The following is a 23,318-nucleotide window of genomic DNA, read 5'->3' on the forward strand; positions in this document are numbered from 1 at the left end:
GCCTAGTTAGTCCCCTTTTGGGAGAAAAGCCGAACGGTCGCGGAGACGGGGGCGGGGCGGTCGAGGAGAGAGACGGCCCTGCCGAGGAGAAGATCGGCCGCCCGCTCCTGCTCCAGCATCCGGCGCAGCGGCCCGTCCTCGGCGGCGAGCTCCGCGTACGGTCCGCGCTGCACCGTCCGGCCGCCGTCCAGGACCACCACCTCGTCGACCGCGTCGAGTCCGCGCAGCCGGTGGGTGACGAGGACGGTGGTACGGCCCTCGGTGGCGCGCAGCAGGTCGTCGGTGAGCGCGTCGGCGGTGGCCAGGTCCAGGTGCTCGGCCGGCTCGTCGAGGACGAGGACCGGGAAGTCGGCGAGGAGCGCGCGGGCCAGCGCGAGCCGCTGCCGCTGGCCGCCGGAGAGCTTCGAGCCGTGCTCGCCCACCAGGGTGTCGAGCCCCTCGGGCAGGCCGTCCACCCAGTCGAGGAGCCGGGCCCGGCGCAGCGCCTCCCGCAGCTCCTGGTCGCTCGCGCCGGTACGGGCGAGCCGCAGGTTCTCCCGTACGGAGCTGTCGAAGAGGTGCGCGTCCTGCGCGCAGAGCCCGACGAAGCGGCGTACGTCGTCGCCATCGAGCTCCCGCGCGTCCACCCCGCCGAGCCGGTACGTGCCGGACTCCGCGTCCAGGAACCGCAGCAGCACCTGCGCGAGCGTCGTCTTGCCCGAACCGGAGGCGCCGACGACGGCGACCCGCCGCCCGGCCTCCAGGGTGAGCGCGAACCCGTCGAGCGCGGGCCGCTCCTGCCCGGCGTACCGCGCCCCCACCCCCGCGAGTTCCAGCGGGAACGGGCTCGCCGGGGGAGCGGCGGGCGTCTCCGGCTCGTGTACGGGGACGGGCGCGTCCAGCACCTCGAAGACCCGCTCGGCGCTGTGCCTGGCCCGCTGCCGGTACTGCACGGCGAGCGGCAGGCCCGTGACGGCCTCGAAGGCGGCGAGCGGGGTGAGCACGACGACCGCGAGGGCGACCCCGTCGAGCCGGCCGTCCCGGACGGCCTGGACGCCGACGAGGGCCGCGGCCGCCACCGTCAGGCCGCACACCACGGCCGAGAGCCCGGCGCCGAGCGCGGTCGCGGCGGACTGCCGGGAGGCGATGCCGGTGAGGGTGCGGTCGGCGGCCCGCGCCCGGTCGAGCCGGTCCCGCAGTGCCCCGGCCACGGTCAGCTCGGCGCAGCCGCGCAGCGGATCGGCCACGGCGGTCGCGAGTGCCCCGCGCGCCGGGGCGAGCCGCCGCTCGGCCCGGCGGGCCAGGGCGCCGCCGAGCGGCGGCACGAGCACGCCCGCGACGAGCAGGCCCACCGCGAGCACGGCGCCCGCCTCGGGCAGCACCCAGGCGGTGAAGCCGACCGCCCCGAGCCCCACGACGAGCGCGGCACCGGCCGGCAGCAGCCAGCGCAGCCAGTAGTCCTGGAGGGCGTCGACGTCCTGGACGAGCCGGGAGAGCAGGTCGCCGCGCCGGGTGCGGCGCAGCCCGGCGGGCGCGATCCGCTCAAGGCGTCGGTAGACGGAGACCCGCAGCTCGGCGAGGATCCGCAGCGCGGCGTCGTGCGAGACGAGCCGCTCGGCGTACCGGAAGACGGCCCGCCCGATCCCGAAGGCCCGGGTGGCGGTGACGGCGACCATCAGATGCAGCACGGGCGGCTGCTCCGAAGCCCGGGAGATGAGCCACCCGGAAACGGCCATGAGCCCCACGGCCGACCCGAGCGCCAGACTCCCCAGCCCCAACGCGAGCCCCATCCGCCCCTTGAGCGCCCCGGCAGCCCCCCGAACCCGGGCGAGCACCCCGCCGACGCCCGCGGTTCCGGGTGTGGGCAGGCGTTCCGCGAGGGCCGGAACCGGTGGGCACACCTCCACGACGGACCCGTCGCCGACCACCGGGCCCGCACCCGCGACGGCCCCGCCCACCGCCACGGCCGACACCGCGCCCCCGATCGTCACCACCCGATCCGCCACAGCCAACAACGCCGGCCGATGCACGACCAACAGCACCGTCCGCCCGACGGACAGCCTCCGCACCGCCTCGACGACCCCCGCCTCCGTCTCCCCGTCCAGCGCCGCCGTCGGCTCGTCGAGCAGCAGCAACGGCCGGTCCGCGAGAAACGCCCGCGCGAGCGCGAGCCGCTGCCGCTGACCGGCCGAGAGTCCGGCCCCGTCCTCCCCGAGCACGGTCGCGGCACCCTCGGGAAGCCCGTCCACGAAGGAGTCCGCCCCGGCGTCCCGCAGCGCCGCCCGCACCTCCGCGTCCGTGGCCTCCGGCCGGGCGAGCCGTACGTTCTCGGCGATGGTCCCGGCGAAGAGGTACGGCCGCTGCGGCACCCACGCGATCCGCGACCGCCAGGCGTCCGCGTCAAGCTCCGCGAGGTCCACTCCCCCGATGCGTACGGCTCCGCCCTCCTCCGGCTCCGTGAAGCCGAGGACGACATCGAGCAGGGTCGACTTCCCTGCCCCGCTCGGCCCGACGAGGGCCACCGTCTCCCCCGGCTCGACGGTGAGGCTCGCCGCGTCCAACGAGGGCTCCGCGCGCCCCGGGTGGCGGACCGTCACCCGGTCGAGGTCGATCCGGAGCGTCTCCGGCACCGCCCGTGTACCGCCGCCCCGCACCGGCGTCCCGAGCACGTCGAAGATCTCCTCGGCCGCCGCGAGCCCCTCCGCCGCCGCGTGGAACTGCGCGCCGACCTGGCGCAGCGGCAGATACGCCTCGGGGGCGAGGACCAGGATGACGAGCCCGGTGTAGAGGTCGAGGGTGCCGTGGACGAGCCGCATGCCGATGGTGACGGCGACGAGCGCCACCGAGAGCGTGGAGAGCAGTTCCAGGGCGAAGGAGGACAGGAAGGCGATCCGCAGGGTGCGCATGGTCGCCCGCCGGTAGTCGGCGGTGATGGCGCGGATCGAGGCGGCCTGGGCCTTGGCCCGGCCGAAGACCTTGAGGGTGGGCAGTCCGGCGACGACGTCGAGGAAGTGGCCGGAGAGCCGGGAGAGCAGCTTCCACTGCCGGTCCATCCGGGCCTGGGTGTACCAGCCGATCAGGACCATGAAGACCGGGATGAGCGGCAGGGTGACGACGATGATCGCGGCCGAGACCCAGTCCTCGGTGACGATCCGCGCGAGGACCGCGGCCGGGACGACGACCGCCAGGCCGAGCTGGGGCAGGTAGCGGGCGAAGTAGTCGTCGAGCGCGTCCACGCCCCGGGTGGCGAGGGCGATGAGCGAGCCGGTCCGCTGGCCGCCGAGCCAGCCCGGTCCGAGGGCGGTGGCCCGTTCCAGGAGCCGGCCGCGCAGTTCGGACTTGACCGCCGCGCTCGCCCGGTGGGCGGCGAGCTCGGTCAGCCAGGAGACGAGGCCCCGCGCCACCGCGACCCCCGCGAGCAGCAGCAGGGGAGTGGTCAGTCCGGAGACCGACAGGCCCTTCTGGAAGGCCCCCACCACGATCTCGGCGATGAGCATCGCCTGGGCGACGACCAGCGCCGCCCCGGCCAGGCCGAGCACGACGACCGCGACGAGGAAGAAGCGGGTCGCCCGGGCGTACCGGAGCAGACGCGGGTCGATCGGTTTCACGTGAAACATGCCCCTCTGTGAGACAGGACCCTCGGTGAGAGGCCCCTTCTGGAGGAAGGTCCTAGTGGGCGTCGGCGATGTGCTGGGTGCCGATCCGCTTGCGGAACACCCAGTAGGTCCAGCCCTGGTAGAGCAGGACCAGCGGGGTGGCGACCGCCGCGCACCAGGTCATGATCTTGAGCGTGTACGGGCTCGACGACGCGTTCGTCACCGTCAGGCTCCACGCGGGGTCGAGCGAGGACGGCATGACGTTCGGGAAGAGCGCCAGGAACAGCATCGCGACCGCGGCGGCGATCGTCACCCCCGAGAGCCCGAACGACCAGCCCTCGCGCCCGGCCCTGACCGCACCGATCGCGCCGACCAGCGAGACCGCCGCGATCAGCAGCGCCGCGAAGCTCCAGCCGTCGCCCGAGTCGATCTGGGTCCAGATCAGGAAGACGAGCGCGAGCCCCGCCGTGACCACCCCCAGCTTCACCGCGAGGGCGCGGGCCCGGTCACGGATGTCGCCGACCGTCTTGAGCGCAGTGAAGACCGTGCCGTGGAAGGTGAAGAGGGTGAGGGTGACCAGTCCGCCGAGGAGGGCGTACGGGTTGAGCAGGTCCCAGAAGGTGCCGACGTACTCCATCCCCTGGTCGATCTTCACGCCCCGGACGATGTTGCCGAAGGCCACGCCCCACAGGAAGGCCGGGATCAGCGAGGTCCAGAAGATGGCCTGTTCCCAGTTGCGCTGCCAGTTCTCCTCGGGCCGCTTCGCCCGGTACTCGAAGGCGACGCCGCGGACGATGAGGCAGACCAGGATGAGCAGGAGCGGCAGGTAGAAGCCGGAGAAGAGGGTCGCGTACCACTCGGGGAAGGCCGCGAAGGTCGCGCCGCCGGCGGTCAGCAGCCAGACCTCGTTGCCGTCCCAGACCGGCCCGATGGTGTTGATGAGGACCCGCTTCTCGGGCCGGTCGCGAGCGAGCAGCTTGGTGAGGACGCCGACTCCGAAGTCGAATCCCTCCAGGAAGAAGTAGCCGGTCCAGAGGACGGCGATGAGTACGAACCAGACGTCGTGGAGTTCCATGCCTCGATCTCCTGAGCCTCAGTACGAGAAGGCCATGGGCCGGTCGGCGTCGCGGGTGTCCCCGCCGATCCTGGTGGGCGGGTTGAGGTCGTCCTCGGTGAGCTCGGGCGGTCCGGCCTTCACGTACTTCACGAGGAGCTTGACCTCGATGACGGCGAGGATCGCGTAGAGGGTGGTGAAGACGATCATCGAGGTGAGCACCTCGCCCTGGGAGACGCCGGGGGAGACGGCTGCGCTGGTGCGCATCACGCCGTAGACGACCCAGGGCTGACGGCCCATCTCGGTGAAGATCCAGCCCCAGGAGTTGGCGATCAGCGGGAACGCCATGGTCCAGAGGGCGATGATCCAGTACCACTTGCCGAGCTTCGGACTGAGCGCCTTGTTCCTGAAGAGGACGAGGTTCGGCACCTCGTCCTCACCGGTCCTCAGCCCGGGGGCGAGCAGGAACTTCTTGCGGGTCAGCCAGAGTCCGACGACGCCGACGGCGAGCGAGGCCATGCCGAAGCCGATCATCCAGCGGAAGCCCCAGTAGGCGACGGGGATGTTGGGCCGGTAGTCGCCGGGACCGTACTTCTCCTGCTCGGCCTTGTTGACGTCGTTGATGCCGGGGACGTACGAGTCGAAGTCGCCGTTGGCGAGGTAGGACAGTATCCCGGGGATCTCGACGGCGACCTTGTTGTGGCCCTTCTCGACGTCCCCGTAGGCGAAGATCGAGAAGGGGGCGGGCGACTCGCCGTCCCACAGCGCCTCGGCGGCGGCCATCTTCATCGGCTGCTGCTTGAACATGACCTTGCCGAGCACGTCGCCGCTGACGGCGGTGCCGAGGCCGGCGATGATCAGGGTGATCAGTCCGAGTCGCAGCGAGGTCCGCATGACGGGGACGTGCCGCTTGCGCGCCAGGTGGAAGGCGGAGATGCCGACCATGAAGGCGCCGCCGACGAGGAAGGCCGCCGTCATGGTGTGGAAGAACTGGGTCAGCGCGGTGTTCTGGGTGAGCACCGCCCAGAAGTCGGTGAGCTCGGCGCGGGGGCCCTGGCCCCGGTCCTCGTTGATCCGGTAGCCGACCGGGTGCTGCATCCAGGAGTTGGCGGCCAGGATGAAGTACGCGGAGAGGATGGTGCCGATCGACACCATCCAGATGCAGGCGAGGTGGATCTTCTTCGGCAGCTTGTCCCAGCCGAAGATCCACAGGCCGATGAAGGTGGACTCGAAGAAGAAGGCGATGAGCGCCTCGAAGGCGAGCGGGGCGCCGAAGATGTCACCGACGAAGCGCGAGTAGTCCGACCAGTTCATGCCGAACTGGAACTCCTGCACGATGCCGGTGACGACGCCCATCGCGATGTTGATGAGGAAGAGCTTCCCCCAGAACTTCGTCGCCCGGAGGTACTTCTCGTTCCCGGTGCGGACCCAGGCGGTCTGGAGACCGGCGGTGAGCGCGGCGAGGGAGATCGTCAGGGGGACGAAGAGAAAGTGGTAGACGGTGGTGATGCCGAACTGCCAGCGCGCCAGAGTCTCCGGCGCCAGAGCCAGGTCCACGTCTTCTCCTTACATCGCCGTGGTGACATCGGCAGTGTGCCCCCTCGAAACCGCCCTTTACGGGAGGAACAGGGACACGCTTGTGAACGCGTTCACATTCACAAGCATTATGACTCATACGAAATCCGCACTGGAGGCCGGGGGGCTGTACCGAAGGTCACACCTTCCCTGGACCTTCAACATATTGTTGAATCCGAGGCATGACTCTTCGGATACGCCTCTCCTGGCCGGCCGGACACATCACGGCCACCCTCGACGAGACCCCCACGAGCACGGCGCTCATGGGGGTCCTGCCGATCGTCTCCACCGCCCGCACCTGGGGCGAGGAGGTCTACTTCGACACTCCGGTCTCCGTCCCGCGCGAGGACGGGGCGCGCCAGGTCGTCGCCCCCGGCACGGTCGCCTTCTGGACCGACGGCGACGCCCTCGCCCTCCCCTACGGGCCGACCCCGATCTCACGGGCGTGGGGGTCCCCCCGGACGGAGTCTGGGGGAGAGTGCAGGCTGGCGAGCCCGTGCAACCTGCTGGGCTCGCTCGACGACGACCCGCGGATCCTGGCCACCGTCCGCGACGGCGACCCGATCCGCGTGGAACGCGCCTGAGGACAAGGCCTCCCCGGCCTTGTCGGGCCTCTTGAAGCCCTGGTCAGACCCCCTGGCGGAAGCTCTCCGCCACCTTCAGGAACAGGTCGTTCGCCTCGGTCTCGCCGATCGTGACGCGCACGCCCTCCCCCGCGAACGGCCGCACCACCACGCCGTGCCGCTCGCACTCCGCCGCGAAGTCCACGGTCCGCTCGCCGAGCCGCAGCCAGACGAAGTTCGCCTGGGCGTCCGGCACGGTCCAGCCCTGGGCCACGAGCCCCGCGTGGACCCGCTCGCGCTCCGCCACCAGCGAGCCGACCCGCCCGAGCAGTTCGTCCTCGGCGCGCAGCGAGGCCACCGCCGCGTCCTGCGCCAGCTGGCTCACGCCGAACGGCACCGCCGTCTTGCGCAGCGCCGCCGCCACCGGCTCGTGGGCGATCGCGAAGCCGACCCGCAGCCCCGCCAGGCCGTACGCCTTGGAGAAGGTGCGGAGCACCGCCACGTTCGGCCGGTCGCGGTAGAGCTCGATGCCGTCCGGGATGTCGGCGTCGCGGACGAACTCCTTGTACGCCTCGTCGATCACCACCAGGACGTCGGAGGGCACCCGGTCGAGGAAGCGCTCCAGCTCGGCCCGGCGCACCGCGGTGCCCGTCGGGTTGTTGGGGTTGCAGACGAAGATCAGCCGGGTCCGGTCGGTGATCGCCGCCGCCATCGCGTCGAGGTCGTGCACCTCGCCGTCGGTCAGCGGCACCCGCACCGAGGTGGCCCCGCTGATCTGGGTGATGATCGGGTACGCCTCGAAGGAGCGCCAGGCGTAGATCACCTCGTCGCCCGGGCCCGAGGTCGCCTGGAGCAGCGACTGGGCGACGCCGACCGAGCCGGTGCCGGTGGCGATGTGGGAGACCGGGACGCCGAAGCGCGCGGCCAGCTCCTCCGACAGGGCGGTGCAGGCCATGTCCGGGTAGCGGTTGAAACTCGCGGCGGCGGCCAGCGCGCTCTCCATCACGCCCGGCAGCGGCGGGTAGGGGTTCTCGTTGGAGGACAGCTTGAAGGCGACCGGGCCGCCCGAGGCGGCCGGCTTGCCCGGCTTGTAGGTGGGGATGCCGTCCAGCTCGGCGCGCAGCTTCGGGGTGGACGTGCTCGTCCCGCTGGTCTCGCTCACAGTGTGGCCTCCTCGACCGTCCGTACCGCCAATGCTTCTCACTTTATGAGGATTCCCGTCCACTGCGAATGGGCTGTGGACAACAGGGCTGCAACTCTGTGGACGACTCCCGCCGACGGCCCTCCCCACGGCCCTCCTCGGGCCCTCCGCGAACAGGGGGCGCGCGCATGGGTGGCGTGCGCCGGTGGCGAGCGCCGTGGCGCGCGTCCCCCGTAGAGGTGAGTTGAGACCGCTTCGAGACCTCGCCCCCTCGCCAGGCCCATCCCTCCCCACGACTCCGACTCACATGCGAAATCAAGCAACTACCTTGGATTTCATGCACATTGAGCCCGGTCGGCCATGCAGAAACGTGCCTGTCAATGCCTGCATATGCGACCGTCTCGCCCACCCCGCGTCGCCCTACTATCGGCTCGCCATGACAGCAGCAGGGAAGCACCAGGTGAGCCGGGCACAGACCCGGGGAAGCCGGCAGGGCCGGGCAGGCATCCGGGACGTGGCCGCCGCCGCCGGGGTCTCCATCACGACTGTCTCCGACGCGCTCAACGGCAAGGGCCGTCTCCCGGACGCCACCCGCCGGCATGTCCGCGAGGTCGCCGACCGGCTGGGCTACCGCCCCTCCGCGGCGGCCCGCACGCTCCGCACCGGCAAGTCGGGACTCATCGGCCTGACCGTGACCACGTACGGGGATGAACCTTTCACCTTCACGGAGTTCGCCTACTTCGCGGAGATGGCCAGGGCGGCGACCTCGGCCGCGCTCGCCCGCGGCTACGCCCTCGTCATCCTCCCCGCCACCTCCCGCCACGACGTCTGGTCGAACGTCGCCCTCGACGGCACCGTCGTCATCGACCCCTCCGACCACGACCCCGTCGTCACCGAGCTCGTCCGGCAGGGGCTCCCCGTCGTCTCCGACGGACGCCCGGCCGGCACGCTCCCGGTGACGGCCTGGGTCGACAACGACCACGAGGCCGCCGTCCTCGACCTCCTCGACCACCTCGCCGCCGCCGGCGCCCGCCGCATCGGCCTCCTCACCGGCACCACCACCGACACCTACACCCGCCTCTCCACCACCGCGTACCTCGACTGGTGCGAGCGGGTCGGACAGGACCCCGTCTACGAGGCCTACCCGGCGCACGACCCGTGCGCGGGCGCCGTCGCGGCCGACCGGCTGCTCGCCCGCCCCGACCGCCCCGACGCCGTGTACGGCCTCTTCGACCCCAACGGCACCGACCTCCTCGCCGCCGCCCGCCGCTACGGCCTGCGCGTCCCCGACGACCTGCTGATCGTGTGCTGCAGCGAGTCCACCGTGTACGCCAACACCGAACCGCCCGTCACCACGCTCTCGCTCAAACCGCGCCGCATCGGCACGGCCGTCGTCCAGCTGCTCATCGACGCCATCGAGGGGGTCGACGGGGACGGTCCGGTCGAGCAGGTGATACCGACCGAACTCATCGTCCGCACCTCCTCGCAGCGCCGCTCGCCGCGGACGACGGTCAGCCCGCCGCGCTCGCCCGCCAAGGACTGAACGCCTCCGACTGTTCCTCCGACCGTTCCTCCGGCTCGGCCGAAGGAACGAAGCGCCGTCCCGCCCCTGCCCGTGGGCGGAGACGGCCAAACCGGCCACCCCACCGGACCCGACCCTGGACTGGACCTTCTCAATTCGGGCGAAACAACCGGTGAACCCGGAGCCAACCCGGATTCACCACCCCTGGTGCGTCACACAGGCGGACCCTCATTCCTATGATGGGCGCACGACACCGCGGACCACCCCGACCAGGCCGGTCCGCGATGTGCAGGGCATCGCGACGGTGGTGGAGGGGTCGATGACTCAGGGGGCCGGGCAGGATCCCGTGGAGCGCACGGCGACATTGCGTGACTTCCGCGTACCGCCGTACGCCCGGGTGCCCGTGCAGGGCCAGGCGACCGAGCCGCCCGCCGCACCCGCCGACCCCACGCTCCACCTGGGCCCCCGCCCGCCCGCGTACCCGGAGCCGACGGCGTACCCCGACCCCACGGCGTACCCGGAACCCCCCGCGCACGCCGACCCCGTCGCGTACCCGGAACCCCTCGCGTCCGCCGAACCGACGGCGTACCCGGAGCCGTCCGCACACGCCGAACCGACGGCGTACCCGGCTCCCCCCGCGGCCGCCCCGCCCGTCGGCGCCCCGACCGCCGCCGACCCGCAGGCTCCCGCCGTCCCGCAGGCCCCCGCCGCGCCCCCTGTTCCTCCCACCGCCGGTCACCCCGGCGGGGGCTACGCCGACGAGTTCCCCGAGGGCTACACCCCGACCGAGCGCGACCTGCCGGTCATCCAGCGCGGCGACACCCTCCAGGTCCCCGTCGCCCCGGCCGCCGCGCCGGTGCCCGTCCCCACCGGTGAGGGCCCCGGCCCGCTCTACGTCGTCGGCGACGTCCACGGTTACCTCGACGAACTCGTGGCCGCCCTGCGCGCCCAGGGCCTCGTCGACGAGAACGGCGGCTGGGCGGCGGGCAACGCCCGGCTGTGGTTCCTCGGCGACTTCACCGACCGCGGCCCCGACGGCATCGGCGTCATCGAGCTCGTCATGCGGCTCTCCGCCGAGGCCGCCGCCGCCGGCGGCTACTGCAAGGCCCTCATGGGCAACCACGAGCTGCTGCTCATCGGCGCCAAGCGCTTCGGCGACACCCCGGTCAACTCCGGTGCGGGCACCGCCACCTTCCAGGCCGCGTGGCTGCTCAACGGCGGGCAGAAGCACGACATGGACCGCCTCCAGGAACACCACCTCCAGTGGATGTCCCGGCTCGACGCCGTCGTCCACGAGGACGGCCACCTGCTGCTGCACTCCGACACCACCGCGTACCTGGAGTACGGCGAGACGATCGAGGACGTCAACGAGACGGTCCACGAGATCATCCGGCGCAACGACGCCGACGAGGTCTGGGACCTCTTCCGGAAGTTCACCAAGCGCTTCGCCTTCCGCGACGAGGCCGGCCCACAGGCCGTCCAGGAGCTGCTCGGCACCTACGGCGGCTCCCGGATCGTGCACGGCCACAGCCCGATCCCGTATCTCCTCGGCCAGGTCGGCACGGAGGACGGCGAGGAGGACTCCCGCCCGGTCGTCGACGGCCCGCACGTCTACGCCGACGGGCTCGCCATCGCCATGGACGGCGGCGTGACCATGGCCGGAAAGCTGCTGGTGGTCCAACTCCCCCTGGAAGGCTGATCCTCACCCTGCGCAGCCGGGGCAGGCGAATTCCGGAAACCCCCTGTCAGCGCGCACGGTCACGGCCCTACCATCGGTCTCCCCAGGTAGGCAGGCTCTCCTCCGCTTCCGCCCGGACCGCCGTTCTCCACGGCCGGTCCCGGCCCACCGAGCATCGGGGGATGCACATGAACGTGGCTCCGCACCTGCTGACCGAGGACCGCGCGGAGTACGAGCGCGTCCTCGACGACGCACTGCGCACCGCACAGGAACGGCCGGAACTCACCGGTCCGGGCGCCCGGCTGACGGTCGCCCAGCTCCGCGTGATGGCGCTGAACGCGACGGCGCTGATCACCTCGGCGGCGGCGAGCGAGTACGAGCACTTCGTCAAGGTGCGCGAGCAGAACCGCGCCGCGTCCAACCGCCCGCGGACCGCCGCCCCCGACGAGCCCCCCGGCGCCGTCGCGGTCCTCACCGTCCTCGTCCCGGTCCTCGCCGGCACGGCCGCCGCGATCTTCCTGCTGGTCGGTGCCGTGGTGCACCTGCTCGTCCCGGCCGCCGTCCTCGGCACCACCCTGCTCACCGCCGGCCTGGTCTTCGGCGCCCTCGCCGCCGTCGGCCTCCTCTGCGCCGGCGCCGGTCTGCTCCTCACCGCCCTCCGCAACAGCCCCGCCGAGGTCAGCGGCGCCGCCGCCCCCGACGACGAACTCACCCGCGCCCGCGCCGCCTGGCGCCAAGCCCTCCTGGAACGCGGCGTCCTGCCCTTCCTCCACGCCGCCCTCACCGCCGCCACCCCCGACCCGACCCCGCCGACCCCCTGACGCGCCTCGGCCCGCGATCCATGGAGGACCGCGGGCCGAGGCATGTCAGGTGATGCGATCAACCGATCACATGGGGCCGGACGTCGAGTCAGACGGCCAGAGACAGGGACTTGGGGTCGGGGCCGTACTCGTTCTCCGTGTTCTGGCCCTCAAGCACCGTGAAGACGAAGAGCGTGATCCCACCGACGACCGGGACAAAAGCGAACAGCAGCCACCACCCGGAGCGGCCGGTGTCGTGCAGCCGGCGGACGCTGACGGCGAGGGACGGCACGATGATCGCGAGCACGTAGATCATGTACGGGATCGTCGTCTCGACCGCGACGCTGAGGCCCCCGAGCAGGAGCGCGACGATGGCGTTGAAAAGGAAGAACATCCAGTATTCCTTGCGGCGCGCACGGCCGCTGAATCCGGCGTAGTTCTTGAGGACTGCCAGGTACCAGCTCACTAGGGTTCCCTCCCCGTGCCCCTCGTCAGGGCAGATCGATATTCAGCCAAGCGGCCGAAACATATCCATGCGCCCCTTCAGGAACCAGGAAAATCAGCGCCCCCGACCGAAACGTCATCAACCTGCCGCCCGGCCGTGTCCCGATCAGCACGCGAACGATCCGCAGATCGTGGCATACAGGGACGGATGGGAACTCGGCTCGGAGCAGCAAGCCGCGCCGACGAACCGACCGCGGGCACCGGTCGTGCGCCGGGCGTCGGCAGAACGACCGACACGTTCAGTACCCCCAAGGGGGCCCGCACCAGCAAGGAAAACGGGGCACTACGCCGCCGCCGTCCTGGACCCCACCCAGGGCCCGGCTTCGACGATCCAGCGCTCGGAGCCGTAACCGAAGGCGGCGCGCACACGGCAAGCTCCTCCCGCCCTCGGTCCAGGCCGAACCGATCAGCCGGCAGGTGGAGCGGCCGCGGAGCGCCCAGCGCCCCTGAGAACACGGACGGGCGACCGGCCGACGCCCCCCGTGGCCGTCGGCCGGTCGCCCGTCATCCGCGGGTCACTCCGCCAGCGGCAGGTACACGCGGTTGCCGGAGGCGGCGAACTCGGCGGACTTCTCGGCCATGCCGGCCTCGATCTCCTCCTGCGTGCCGCCGTGCTCGCGGCGGATGTCCTGCGAGATCTTCATCGAGCAGAACTTGGGGCCGCACATCGAGCAGAAGTGCGCGGTCTTCGCGGGCTCCGCCGGCAGGGTCTCGTCGTGGAACTCGCGGGCGGTGTCCGGGTCGAGGGCCAGGTTGAACTGGTCCTCCCAGCGGAACTCGAAACGCGCGTCGGAGAGGGCGTCGTCCCACTCCTGGGCGCCCGGGTGGCCCTTGGCGAGGTCCGCCGCGTGGGCCGCGATCTTGTACGTGATGACGCCGGTCTTCACGTCGTCGCGGTTCGGCAGGCCCAGGTGCTCCTTGGGCGTGACGTAGCAGAGCATCGCCGTGCCCCACCAGGCGATCATCGCCGCGCCGATGCCGGAGGTGATGTGGTCGTACGCGGGCGCGACGTCCGTGGTCAGCGGGCCGAGCGTGTAGAACGGCGCCTCCTCGCAGATCTCCTGCTGGAGGTCGATGTTCTCCTTGATCTTGTGCATCGGGACGTGGCCCGGGCCCTCGATCATCGTCTGCACGTTGTGCCGCTTGGCGATCGTGTTCAGCTCGCCGAGCGTGCGCAGCTCCGCGAACTGCGCCTCGTCGTTGGCGTCGGCGATCGAGCCGGGGCGCAGGCCGTCGCCGAGCGAGTAGGTGACGTCGTACGCCGCCAGGATCTCGCAGAGCTCCTCGAAGTTCGTGTAGAGGAAGTTCTCCTTGTGGTGCGCGAGGCACCAGGCCGCCATGATCGAGCCGCCCCGCGAGACGATGCCGGTCTTGCGGCGCGCGGTGAGCGGCACGTACGGCAGGAGCACGCCGGCGTGCACGGTCATGTAGTCCACGCCCTGCTCGGCCTGCTCGATGACCGTGTCCTTGTAGATCTCCCAGGTCAGCTCCTCGGCCTTGCCGTCGACCTTCTCCAGGGCCTGGTAGAGCGGCACGGTGCCGATCGGCACGGGGGAGTTGCGCAGCACCCACTCGCGGGTGGTGTGGATGTTGCGGCCGGTGGACAGGTCCATGACCGTGTCGGCGCCCCAGCGGGTCGCCCAGGTCATCTTCTCCACCTCCTCCTCGATGGAGGAGGTGACGGCGGAGTTGCCGATGTTGGCGTTGACCTTCACCAGGAACCGCTTGCCGATGATCATCGGCTCGATCTCCGGGTGGTTGACGTTGGCCGGAAGGACCGCACGGCCCGCCGCGATCTCCTCCCGCACGACCTCGGGGGAGACGTTCTCCCGGATCGCCACGTACTCCATCTCCGGGGTGATCTCCCCGCGGCGGGCGTACGCGAGCTGCGTCACCGCCTGCCCGGCGCGGCCCCGGCGGGGCAGCCGCGGGCGGCCGGGGAAGACGGCGTCGAGGTTCTTGAGCCCGCCGCCGCGCGGCGAGGTGTGCTTGATGCCGTCGTCCTCGGGGCGGACCGGGCGGCCCGCGTACTCCTCGGTGTCGCCGCGCGCGATGATCCAGTTCTCGCGGAGCGGTGGCAGACCCCGCCTGACGTCCGTCTCGACGGTCGGGTCGGTGTACGGGCCGGACGTGTCGTACAGCGTCACGTCCTTGCCGTTGGTGAGGTGCACCTGCCGGACCGGCACCCGGATGTCGGGGCGCGAGCCCTCGACGTACCCCTTGTGCCAGCCCGGCGTGCGCTCGTCCTGGCTGGTGGCAGGCGTGCGTGCATCCTGAATGGTCATGAGACCGAATCTCCCTACGCCGGCATTACCCGGTAACAGGTTCGGCGGTCGGCGCAGCCTCCTCCCGTACGTACGGCAGTACGCGCGTACGGTGATCAGCGCCCTCTCAGCCCGGTGCTCCGAGCTCCCGCGTGTGCAAAGGTGCCACCACGCTAGCGCCCTTCCGGGCGTGCTGAACAGTGGGCCCCTGCCGTTCTTGCGATGATCGGGCGGTGACTTCCCCGCAGCAGTCCCCCGATCCGCACGGCCACGAGCACGGCCATGAGCATGGTCACGGCGCCGGGCACGGCTCCGACCACGGTGTCGGGCATGGTGCCGGGCCCGGTCATGGACACGGCCACAGCCACAGCCACGGGCCCGCCGCGCCCGTCTCCCGCCATCTGCGCAGGGTCATCGCGGCGGTCCTGATCCCCTTCGCCACCGCCGTCCTCGTCGGTCTCGTGGTGCTCTGGCCCGGCGGCACCCCGGCGCACTCGCGGACCGGCGTCGGTTTCGACCGGCAGACCGAGCAGGGCAAGGTGGTGGCGGTCGAGCAGGTGGACTGCAAGGACGTGAACGCGGCGCAGGTGCCGCCCACCGGCGACACCTCCACCCCGGAGGGCCGCGAGGCGGTCAACGCGCAGCAGGGACAGTGCGGGAAGGCGACGATCGAGGTCACCACCGGGCCGGACAAGGGCCGCCGGTTCACCGAGATCGTGCAGCCGGACGCACCGCGCCAACTGGAGAAGGGCCAGGGCGTGGTGGTCGCGTACGCCCCGGACGCACCGCGCGACCTCCAGTACTCGGTGACGGACGTGGACCGCAAGGTGCCGATGGCGATCCTCGCCGCCGTCTTCGCGCTCGCGGTCGTGGCCGTCGGCCGGCTGAGGGGCGTGATGGCGCTGATCGCGCTCGCGGTGAGCTTCCTGGTGCTCACGCTCTTCATCCTGCCGGCGATCCTGGAGGGTTCGAACCCGCTGGTCGTGGCCGTGGTCGGGTCCAGCGCGATCATGCTCCTCGCGCTCTACCTGTGCCACGGTCTGTCGGCCCGCACCTCGGTCGCGGTCCTGGGCACGCTGATCTCGCTGCTGCTGATCGGGCTGCTCGGCTCCTTCTTCATCGGCTGGGCCTCGCTCAGCGGCAACACCGACGACTACACCGGGCTCATCCACGGCCTCTACCCCGAGATCGACATGTCCGGCCTGCTGCTTGCCGGCGTGATCATCGGTTCGCTCGGTGTCCTGGACGACGTGACGGTCACCCAGACCTCGGCGGTCTGGGAGCTGCACCAGGCCGACCCGCGCATGGGCCCGCGCGCGCTCTACCGGGCCGGGATCCGGATCGGCCGCGACCACATCGCCTCGGTGGTCAACACCCTGGTCCTGGCCTACGCCGGTGCCGCGCTGCCGCTGCTTCTGCTCTTCACCATCGCGCAGAGCAGCGTGGGGACGGTGGCCAACAGCGAGCTGGTGGCGGAGGAGATCGTCCGGACCCTGGTCGGCTCGATCGGCCTGGTCGCCTCGGTCCCGGTCACCACGGCCTTCGCGGCCCTCGTGGTCTCTGCCGACCGCCCCTCGGAGGAGACCACCCCCCGACCGGCAGGCCGCGGCGGCCGACGACGCCGCGCGAAGTAACGGCCGTACGACAGCCGTACGCAGCGGATCGCGCGGTCGGCAGCGGTACGGGACGGGACGGGGCGCGGGCCGGCAGCGGTACGCAGATCGCACGGCCGGCAGCCGTACGGGGCCGATCGCGGCCGGCAGCCGTACGCGGCGGGGCGTCGGGGTCAGGCCGGGCCGGCGCTCTCCTCGGCGAGGATCCGGCCCAGCGCGGCCTCCAGGCTGTCCCCGAAGTCGCCCAGCGCCTGCTCCTGACCGAGCGGGACGAGCTTGTCCGTGCGGTCGAGGAAGGCGACGAGCGGCGGGGCGCTGGCGCGGAACAGGGCGCGGTCCCCGCCCACCTGGAGCCGGATGGAGACGTCCGACAGGCCCTCGGGGTCGGTCGGGGCGATGTGCACGTCGCCGTCGCCGCTCGGGCGGTTGATCCCGTCGAGCAGCAGCTCTCTGCCGAACGCCCAGGTGACGGGCGCGTCTCCGGGGAGGTGGAAGGTCATCCGAACCGCGTAGGGGTCCCGGGTCTCGTATCGCAGTTCGACAGGGATCTTGAAGGAGAGCTCCTCCGAGACGAGGAAGCTCATCAGGACCTCGGCCTGAACCGACTCTCGCATCATGTACCCCGCAGTAGATGGAGCAGTTGTGTAAACACAGCTGCTGAAAGCTGTGACCGAAACGGCCAGGAATGATCCCCCGTGGCCCTCTTGACGCAATCGTGCTGCACGCGCTAGCGGATCACAAGGAGTGATTTTTCAGATACTGATAGAGAAAGAGAGCGAACTGAAGAGGTTTCCGATCTCTGTGCGTAGCCGCTCGACTGCTGGGAGCAACCGTTCTTCCTGGTGAAGGGGGAGGGAAATGGCCAAAGTGGCCGCTGTGGAGCCCACCGTGAGGGGGATGGCGGCGCAAACCGTGCCGAGCGCATATTCCTGACGCTCCACCAGGGGCTCCATTCGCCCCAAACCGCCCAAACGCTCCAAAAGCGCCTGCCGGTTACGCACCGTGTACGGAGTGATGGATTCCACGGGGTGGCGGGCGAGGTGGTCTTGACGAGATCTCAGATCGAGTTGACTGAGCAGGCATTGCCCGATCGCGTGGGCGTGACCGGTCTCCCGGAAGTCGGCCCACTCCTCCACCGCGGGGGAATGGGGGGTGTCCGACACCGAGATCAGGTCGATCTCGCCGTCGCGGTAGAGGGCGAAGTAGACCGGCACCCCGATCGCGTCCCGCCAGTGGGCCAGGGAGTCTTCGATCTTGATGCGACGATTCTGCATGGCTCCGCCACCGGCCAACCGGGCGGCCGCCTCGCCCAGATAGAACGCACCCTTGTCGCGGAGCAGATAGCCCTCGTGCGTCAGGGTGCGGAGAAGGTGGTACGTCGTGGGCAGCGGAAGGCCCGTCTCCCGGGCGAGCTGCTTGGCGGGGGCACCGTCCGCGTGGGAGGCCACGGCCTCCAGAAGTCTCAGCGCCCGCTGCACCGAGCCGATCAGGGTCGGCGCAGCTGTCTGCGTAGCCATGGCCAAAGGTCACCCCCAGGCGTGACGACGGATGCGTCGCACCCGCCCGCGGGGGCCGCCCCCGCGCACACCCGCCAGGCCAGAGACACCGATGGGGTCCGATGGACGGACCCCTCAGGGACGAGCGGGAAACCGCTGGTCTGCCGGAGATCTACATCCGTAGTCCCCGACTCGGCGGAGATCTGCCACTCTAGTGGCTCGTCCTCGCCCCCCACCCTGTTTCCACCTGCGCGTTCCCCCTGCCGGGCTAACGCCCGGCAGGCGCCGGATACCGATGAGTAGCTTGTGTTACCAGTCGCGCTCGGACCTCGACGGGGTGCTGAACTTCCGTACGACGTAGATCAGTCCGGCCACCAGCGCGACGAACAGCAGCACCTTGAACAGCAGGCCGACCACGAAGGCGAGGACGCTGGTGATGACTCCGCCGAAGACAAGCAGGACCAAGGCGGGTATCGCGATCCACTTCACCCACCACGGCAGCCCCGTGAGAATCTCCTGTACGGCCATGGTGCTCTCCCTCGCTCTCGACTCCCCGCCCGGAACCCTCCGCCCCGGACACCCTCAAGGCTAGGCGGACACCCGCCCTCTCCGGGGCCCCGGGGCCCCGGCTCTCCCCTGATCCGCCCCCTAGGGGAAACCGGGGGTCCACCCCCGAGATCCGGCTCCCGGATCCCCGGCTCAGGCCTCCGGGGGCGAGAAGACCACCAGGACCCGCAGGTCCTCGCTGATGTGGTGGAAGCGGTGCGGCACCCCCGCCGGCACATAGACCACGCTGCCCCGCGCCACCTGCGTGGTCTCCTCGCCGACGGTGATCGCCGCCCGCCCGGACACCACGAAGTACACCTCGTCCTGGCCGTGCGGCGACTGCGGGTCCAGATCGCCCGCGTCGAGCGCGTACAACCCCACCGACATGTTCCGTTCGCGCAGGAACTGGAGGTACGCCCCCTGGTTGGCGAGGCGCTCCGCCTCGAGTTCGTCCAGTCTGAATGCCTTCACTGCCGTTCGCCCCTGCCCTTGCCCGATCGTCTCTGCCACGATCAGACACATGAAGAATTTCGTAGTCAAGACGCTCGCCAACGCGGGCGCGCTCGGGGTCGCCATCTGGCTCCTCGAAGGCATCACCCTGACCGGTGACGACGCGAGCACGGGCAAGGCGATCGGCACCCTGCTCCTCGTCGCCCTCGTCTTCGGGCTCGTCAACTTCCTGGTCAAGCCGATCGTGAAGCTGCTGACGCTGCCCCTCTTCATCCTGACCCTCGGCCTGATCACCCTGGTGATCAACGCCCTGATGCTGCTGCTCACCTCGTGGCTGGCCGAAGAGCTCGACCTCAGCTTCCACGTGGACGGCTTCTGGACCGCCGTCCTCGGCGGCCTGATCGTCTCCGTCGTCTCCTGGGCGCTCAACGTGCTGCTCCCCGACGGCGACTGAGCGACCGCCATATGGACCGCCACGGGGGAACGACGAACCGAGGACACGGGGGAACGACGAACCGAAGAAAGGACGCTGTGAACCCGTGAGCCCTCAGGAACAGCACCACCACGGCGACGGTCCCGGCGACGGGACCCTCGCCGTGCGGGCCGGACTGCCCGAGCCCGTGAAGCACGAACCGACCCTGCCGGGCCCGGTCTTCGCCGCCCACTTCCACCTGCCGGGCGACCCCACCGGCCCCTACACCTACGGCCGCGACGAGAACCCCACCTGGACCCACCTGGAACGGGCCGTCAGCACCCTGGAAGCCCCCGGGGAGCCCGGCGTCGAGACCGTCGTCTTCGCCTCCGGCATGGCCGCGATCTCCGCCGTCCTCCTCTCCCAGCTCTCCGCCGGCGACGCCGTCGTCGTCCCGGCCGACGGCTACCAGGCCCTGCCGCTCCTCCACGAGCAGCTGCGCGCGTACGGGGTCGAGGTGCGCTCCGCCCCGACCGGCGGCGACGCCCAGCTCGACGTGCTCGACGGCGCCAAGCTGCTGTGGATCGAGACCCCCTCCAACCCCGGGCTCGACGTCTGCGACATCCGCCGGCTGGTCCGCGCGGCACACGACGGCGGGGCGCTCGTCGCCGTCGACAACACCCTCGCCACCCCGCTCGGCCAGCGTCCGCTGGAGCTGGGCGCGGACTTCTCGGTCGCCAGCGACACCAAGGGCATGACCGGCCACGGCGACCTGCTGCTCGGCCACGTCAGCTGCCGCGACCCGCGGCCGGCCGCGGAGGTACGGCGCTGGCGCAAGATCGTCGGTGCCATCCCCGGCCCCATGGAGGCATGGCTCGCCCACCGCTCGCTGGCCACGCTCCAGCTGCGGATCGACCGCCAGTGCGCCACCGCCCTGGAACTCGCCCGGATCCTGGCCGAGCACCCCGACGTGACCGGCCTGCGCCACCCCGGCCTCCCGGACGACCCCTCGCACGCGGTCGCCGCCCGGCAGATGCGCCGCTTCGGCTCGGTGCTCTCCTTCGAACTCGCCGACCGCGCCCGGGCCGAACGCTTCCTGGAGGAACTGCGCCTGGTCGACGACGCCACCAGCTTCGGCGGGGTGCGCTCCTCCGCGGAGCGGCGCGGGCGCTGGGGCGGGGACGCCGTCGCGGAGGGCTTCATCCGCTTCTCGGTGGGCGCCGAGGACCCGGAGGACCTGATCGCCGACGTCCTGCGGGCGCTCGACGCGGCACGGAAGACGGGCTAGGGCCTCTGGCCCCGCTCCGGACCGGGGCGCTCCGAGCCTCCCCCCTCGTGGCTCGGAACGCCACCGGTCCTCACGCGGATTCCGCCCGGACAAGGTTAGTTGACTGACCGTCAGTGTCCAATCACGGTAGCGACAGCGACCTATCGACATATTTATAGTGGGACGGTCCCGGGACGACGGGCGACCGACCGGAAGGGGCGGGCATGGATCTGTCCCTGCTGCGCACGTTCGTCACGGTGCACCGGGCCGGTTCCTTCACCCGCGCCGCCGCGCTCCTCGGCCTCTCCCAGCCCGCCGTCACCAGCCAGATCCGCGCCCTGGAACGCCAGCTCGGCCGGCCGCTCTTCCTCAGACGGGCCCGCGGGGTCACCCCCACCAGCATCGGCGACGAACTGGCCCACCGGGCCGCCCCTCACCTGGACGCCCTGGTCGAGATCGCGGAGACCGGGCTCGGCGCCGAGCGCGGAGCCCGTACCCTCCATATCGCCGGGCCGCCGGAGTTCACCTCCCTGCGCGCCCTGCCCGCGCTCGCCCCGCTCGTCGCCCAGGGCCTGGCCCTGCGCACCTCCTTCCTCGGCGACACCGAGCAGCTGCTCGACGGGCTCGCCGCCGGCCACCACGACCTGGCCCTCACCACCGCCCGGCCCCGCGGCGAACTGCTCACCGCCACCCCGCTCTGCGACGAGGAGCTCGTCCTGGTCGCCGCCCCGCGCTGGGCGGCCCGGCTCTCCCCCGAGGTGCTGCTCTCCACCGGCGCGGTGCTCCTGGAGCAGCTCCCGGTGGTCGAGGTGCACGAGTCGCTGCCCTTCGCCAGCCGCTACTGGGCGGCCGTCTTCGAGACCGCGCCGGCCGCGGCGGCCACCGTCATCGCCCCCGACCTTCGGGCCGTCCGGGAGGCCGCGGCCGCCGGGGCGGGCCTTGCGGTGCTGCCCCGCTACCTCTGCGAGGGGGCGCTGACCGGGGGACGGCTCGTGACGCTGCTCGATCCGCCGGTGCCGCCGCTGCGAACCTACTTCCTGGTGGTGCGGACCGGCACCCTCGCCCTGGCCCACATCGCCCGCGCGCACGAGGAACTGCTGCGGGCCGCGGGGGAGTGGTGAGTTTCAGCCCGGCGGGAACGGGCCATTTTCTTCCCATGACCGAACGGCCCGTGGTCAAGCGCACCGCACGCGCCATCCTGCTCGACGGAAACGACCTCATCCTCATCAAGCGCACCAAACCGGGGATGGATCCGTACTGGCTGACGCCCGGTGGCGGCGTCGAGCCCTCCGACTCCACCGTCGTCGAGGCCCTCCACCGCGAGGTGCACGAGGAACTCGGCGCCAAGATCGTCGATGTGGTCCCCTGTTTCGTCGACACCGTCGAGCACATCGTCGACGGCGGGGTCTCCGGCGTGAAGGTCCAGCACTTCTTCGTCTGCCGGCTGGAGTCGATGGACCTCAGCCAACGGCACGGCCCCGAGGTCGACGAACCGGTCGGCGAGTACGAGATCGTCCGGGTGCCCTTCACCCGCGTCGGGATCGCCGCCGTCCACCTGGTGCCGCTCTCACTGCGCCACTACCTCGACGGCAACATCGAAGGCGTCCGCGCCATGCACGCCCCCGACCTGGGCTGACCCGGCCCCCACGGCGGTGAGCTCCGCCAGGAAGTCGTGGCGGATCCGCTCCGTGGGGACCCCCGCGCCGCGGAGCACGTCGATGCCCTGCCGGACCATGCCCAGCGGGCCCGAGAGGTAGGCGTCCCGCTCGTTCCACGGCCCGGCCTCCCGGACCGCCTCCGGCAGCGGGCCCTGCGCCTCGGTGACGGGGTGGACGACGAGCCACGGAAACGTCTTCTGGAGCCGCAGTAGGGTGTCCATGTCGTAGAGGTCGTGGCCCCGGCGGGCCCCGTAGAACACGTCGACCTGCCGGCGGTCGCCGTGCTCCGCGACGTCCTCCACCAGTGCCTTGATCGGTGCGATGCCGGTCCCGCCACCCAGGCAGAGCAGCCCGTCGTCGGTGGCGTGGTCGACCGTCATGGAACCGGCCGGCGGCCCGAGGCGGAGCACGTCGCCGGGACGGGCCCGGTGGACCAGCGCCTGGGACACCCAGCCGGCCGGGACCGCCTTGACGTGCAGGGTGAGCAGTCCGTCGGGGCGGGGCGCCGATGCGAAGGAGTAGTGCCGCCAGACCCGCGGCCACCAAGGGGTCTCCAGCGTCGTGTACTGCCCGGCGAGGAAGGGGTAGGGCGCGTCGGGCCGCAGGGTGAGCACGGCGATGTCGGGGGTCCGCAGGTCGTGCGAGACCACCTCGGCCCGCCACCAGGCGGGGGCCTTCGCCTCGTCCTCGGCAGCCGCGTCGATCATGGTCTGCGAGATCGCGGTGTACGCCCGGACCCAGGCCGCCTCGGTCTCCTCGTCCCAGCTCCGCTCCGCGTACCGGGCGAGCGCCCCGATCAGGGCCTCGCCGACCGCCGGGTAGTGGGCCGGCTGGACGCCGTACTTGCGGTGCCCCCGCCCGAGGTGCCCCAGGTACGTGCCGAGGAACGCCCCGTCGTCCATCCGGTCGGCGACCGTGAGCAGGGCCTTGAGCAGGCGGTCCCGCTGGGTGTCCATCGCGGCCGGGAACAGCTCGCGCAGGGCGGGATCCCGGAGGAAGAGCAGGGCGTAGAAGTACGAGGTCACCTTGTCGGCGACCGGGGCGATCTCCTCCAGGGTGCGGCGGACGAGCACCGCATCGGGAGAGGGTTCCGCCCTGCGGGCCCCCGCCCCGCCCGTCGTGCTCGTCGGACCATCCATCATGTGCCTCGCCTCACGCAGCCGGCTTCGTGCTCGCAGCATGGCCGCCGCCGGGGGCGCT

The 23,318-nt window shown here is 71.5% G+C and carries 20 protein-coding genes and 1 riboswitch; of the genes, 9 read left to right on the forward strand and 11 right to left on the reverse strand.

Features of this window, described 5'->3' with window-relative positions; genetic code table 11:
* Positions 1-2 precede the first annotated feature (2 nt).
* From cydD to QK442_RS17995, 3 genes are all read right to left on the reverse strand, one after another.
* Complete coding sequence (cydD, locus tag QK442_RS17985) at positions 3-3,587, reverse strand: thiol reductant ABC exporter subunit CydD (protein WP_282694971.1); 3,585 nt, start codon at positions 3,585-3,587, stop codon at positions 3-5.
* Positions 3,588-3,648: 61 nt separating this feature from the next.
* A complete protein-coding gene (gene cydB / locus QK442_RS17990; RefSeq protein ID WP_282694972.1) occupies positions 3,649-4,650 on the reverse strand; it encodes a cytochrome d ubiquinol oxidase subunit II in 1,002 nt (333 codons plus the stop codon).
* A gap of 18 nt (positions 4,651-4,668) precedes the next feature.
* Positions 4,669-6,186, reverse strand: a complete 1,518-nt coding sequence (locus QK442_RS17995) for a cytochrome ubiquinol oxidase subunit I (protein WP_282694973.1) — start codon at positions 6,184-6,186, stop codon at positions 4,669-4,671.
* A 200-nt stretch (positions 6,187-6,386) separates the two neighbouring features.
* Here QK442_RS17995 and QK442_RS18000 point away from each other — a divergent pair, with 200 nt between their 5' ends.
* A complete protein-coding gene (locus QK442_RS18000; protein WP_282694974.1) occupies positions 6,387-6,788 on the forward strand; it encodes a cyclophilin-like fold protein in 402 nt (133 codons plus the stop codon).
* Between the two features lie 43 nt (positions 6,789-6,831).
* Here QK442_RS18000 and hisC read toward each other — a convergent pair whose 3' ends face one another.
* The gene (hisC, locus tag QK442_RS18005; RefSeq protein ID WP_282694975.1) at positions 6,832-7,929 is read right to left on the reverse strand and encodes a histidinol-phosphate transaminase; all 1,098 of its coding nucleotides are present in this window, start codon (positions 7,927-7,929) and stop codon (positions 6,832-6,834) included.
* A 415-nt stretch (positions 7,930-8,344) separates the two neighbouring features.
* Here hisC and QK442_RS18010 point away from each other — a divergent pair, with 415 nt between their 5' ends.
* The 3 genes from QK442_RS18010 (at position 8,345) to QK442_RS18020 (ending at position 11,929) form a co-directional block, all read left to right on the forward strand.
* Complete coding sequence (locus QK442_RS18010) at positions 8,345-9,451, forward strand: LacI family DNA-binding transcriptional regulator (RefSeq protein ID WP_282694976.1); 1,107 nt, start codon at positions 8,345-8,347, stop codon at positions 9,449-9,451.
* Positions 9,452-9,734: 283 nt separating this feature from the next.
* The gene (locus tag QK442_RS18015) at positions 9,735-11,129 is read left to right on the forward strand and encodes a metallophosphoesterase (RefSeq protein ID WP_282695072.1); all 1,395 of its coding nucleotides are present in this window, start codon (positions 9,735-9,737) and stop codon (positions 11,127-11,129) included.
* Between the two features lie 161 nt (positions 11,130-11,290).
* Positions 11,291-11,929, forward strand: coding sequence for a hypothetical protein (locus QK442_RS18020; RefSeq protein ID WP_282694977.1), 639 nt, complete (start codon positions 11,291-11,293; stop codon positions 11,927-11,929).
* Positions 11,930-12,017: 88 nt separating this feature from the next.
* Here the strand turns inward: QK442_RS18020 and QK442_RS18025 are convergent, their stop codons facing one another.
* A complete protein-coding gene (locus QK442_RS18025; RefSeq protein ID WP_282694978.1) occupies positions 12,018-12,374 on the reverse strand; it encodes a DUF805 domain-containing protein in 357 nt (118 codons plus the stop codon).
* Between the two features lie 553 nt (positions 12,375-12,927).
* A complete protein-coding gene (thiC, locus tag QK442_RS18030; protein ID WP_282694979.1) occupies positions 12,928-14,697 on the reverse strand; it encodes a phosphomethylpyrimidine synthase ThiC in 1,770 nt (589 codons plus the stop codon).
* Positions 14,692-14,838, reverse strand: a riboswitch (TPP riboswitch). (Overlaps the previous gene by 6 nt.)
* 71 nt (positions 14,839-14,909) lie before the next feature.
* Here thiC and QK442_RS18035 point away from each other — a divergent pair.
* Entirely contained in the window at positions 14,910-16,310 is a 1,401-nt protein-coding gene (locus QK442_RS18035; protein ID WP_282694980.1) for a YibE/F family protein, read from the forward strand.
* 152 nt (positions 16,311-16,462) lie between these two features.
* On the opposite strand, the gene QK442_RS18040 is transcribed toward QK442_RS18035, so the two are convergent.
* The 4 genes from QK442_RS18040 to QK442_RS18055 form a co-directional block, all read right to left on the reverse strand.
* Positions 16,463-16,903 carry an SsgA family sporulation/cell division regulator gene (locus QK442_RS18040; RefSeq protein WP_282695073.1) on the reverse strand — a complete coding sequence of 147 codons (441 nt, stop codon included), beginning with the start codon at positions 16,901-16,903 and terminating at the stop codon, positions 16,463-16,465.
* Between the two features lie 138 nt (positions 16,904-17,041).
* Positions 17,042-17,806, reverse strand: coding sequence for a helix-turn-helix domain-containing protein (locus tag QK442_RS18045; RefSeq protein WP_282694981.1), 765 nt, complete (start codon positions 17,804-17,806; stop codon positions 17,042-17,044).
* Between the two features lie 288 nt (positions 17,807-18,094).
* Positions 18,095-18,313 carry a DUF5326 family protein gene (locus QK442_RS18050; protein WP_282694982.1) on the reverse strand — a complete coding sequence of 73 codons (219 nt, stop codon included), beginning with the start codon at positions 18,311-18,313 and terminating at the stop codon, positions 18,095-18,097.
* Positions 18,314-18,484: 171 nt separating this feature from the next.
* Positions 18,485-18,802, reverse strand: a complete 318-nt coding sequence (locus QK442_RS18055; RefSeq protein WP_282694983.1) for a cupin domain-containing protein — start codon at positions 18,800-18,802, stop codon at positions 18,485-18,487.
* Between the two features lie 49 nt (positions 18,803-18,851).
* On the opposite strand from QK442_RS18055, the gene QK442_RS18060 reads away from it, so the two are divergent.
* The 4 genes from QK442_RS18060 (at position 18,852) to QK442_RS18075 (ending at position 22,096) form a co-directional block, all read left to right on the forward strand.
* Entirely contained in the window at positions 18,852-19,235 is a 384-nt protein-coding gene (locus QK442_RS18060) for a phage holin family protein (RefSeq protein ID WP_282694984.1), read from the forward strand.
* Positions 19,236-19,320: 85 nt separating this feature from the next.
* Complete coding sequence (locus tag QK442_RS18065) at positions 19,321-20,481, forward strand: cystathionine gamma-lyase (RefSeq protein ID WP_282694985.1); 1,161 nt, start codon at positions 19,321-19,323, stop codon at positions 20,479-20,481.
* Between the two features lie 203 nt (positions 20,482-20,684).
* Positions 20,685-21,581: a LysR family transcriptional regulator gene (locus QK442_RS18070; protein WP_282694986.1), complete on the forward strand. Its 897-nt coding sequence runs from the start codon at positions 20,685-20,687 to the stop codon at positions 21,579-21,581.
* A gap of 35 nt (positions 21,582-21,616) precedes the next feature.
* Positions 21,617-22,096, forward strand: coding sequence for an NUDIX hydrolase (locus QK442_RS18075; RefSeq protein ID WP_282694987.1), 480 nt, complete (start codon positions 21,617-21,619; stop codon positions 22,094-22,096).
* Here the strand turns inward: QK442_RS18075 and QK442_RS18080 are convergent.
* Entirely contained in the window at positions 22,028-23,257 is a 1,230-nt protein-coding gene (locus tag QK442_RS18080) for a globin domain-containing protein (protein WP_282695074.1), read from the reverse strand. The two genes, QK442_RS18075 and QK442_RS18080, sit on opposite strands and share 69 nt — an antisense overlap.
* Positions 23,258-23,318: the final 61 nt, after the last annotated feature.

It is taken from the genome of Streptomyces sp. CC208A (assembly GCF_030010625.1).
Lineage (GTDB): Bacteria > Actinomycetota > Actinomycetes > Streptomycetales > Streptomycetaceae > Streptomyces.

What these genes read in the sequence shown, in the direction of transcription:
- cydB (WP_282694972.1), bottom strand. Translation starts at nt 4,650, where the DNA reads ATGGAACTCCACGACGTCTGGTTCGTACTCATCGCCGTCCTCTGGACC.
- QK442_RS18000 (WP_282694974.1), top strand. Translation starts at nt 6,387, where the DNA reads ATGACTCTTCGGATACGCCTCTCCTGGCCGGCCGGACACATCACGGCC.
- QK442_RS18010 (WP_282694976.1), top strand. Translation starts at nt 8,345, where the DNA reads ATGACAGCAGCAGGGAAGCACCAGGTGAGCCGGGCACAGACCCGGGGA.
- QK442_RS18020 (WP_282694977.1), top strand. Translation starts at nt 11,291, where the DNA reads ATGCACATGAACGTGGCTCCGCACCTGCTGACCGAGGACCGCGCGGAG.
- thiC (WP_282694979.1), bottom strand. Translation starts at nt 14,697, where the DNA reads ATGACCATTCAGGATGCACGCACGCCTGCCACCAGCCAGGACGAGCGC.
- QK442_RS18040 (WP_282695073.1), bottom strand. Translation starts at nt 16,903, where the DNA reads ATGCGAGAGTCGGTTCAGGCCGAGGTCCTGATGAGCTTCCTCGTCTCG.
- QK442_RS18045 (WP_282694981.1), bottom strand. Translation starts at nt 17,806, where the DNA reads ATGGCTACGCAGACAGCTGCGCCGACCCTGATCGGCTCGGTGCAGCGG.
- QK442_RS18050 (WP_282694982.1), bottom strand. Translation starts at nt 18,313, where the DNA reads ATGGCCGTACAGGAGATTCTCACGGGGCTGCCGTGGTGGGTGAAGTGG.
- QK442_RS18060 (WP_282694984.1), top strand. Translation starts at nt 18,852, where the DNA reads ATGAAGAATTTCGTAGTCAAGACGCTCGCCAACGCGGGCGCGCTCGGG.
- QK442_RS18070 (WP_282694986.1), top strand. Translation starts at nt 20,685, where the DNA reads ATGGATCTGTCCCTGCTGCGCACGTTCGTCACGGTGCACCGGGCCGGT.
- QK442_RS18075 (WP_282694987.1), top strand. Translation starts at nt 21,617, where the DNA reads ATGACCGAACGGCCCGTGGTCAAGCGCACCGCACGCGCCATCCTGCTC.
- QK442_RS18080 (WP_282695074.1), bottom strand. Translation starts at nt 23,257, where the DNA reads ATGGATGGTCCGACGAGCACGACGGGCGGGGCGGGGGCCCGCAGGGCG.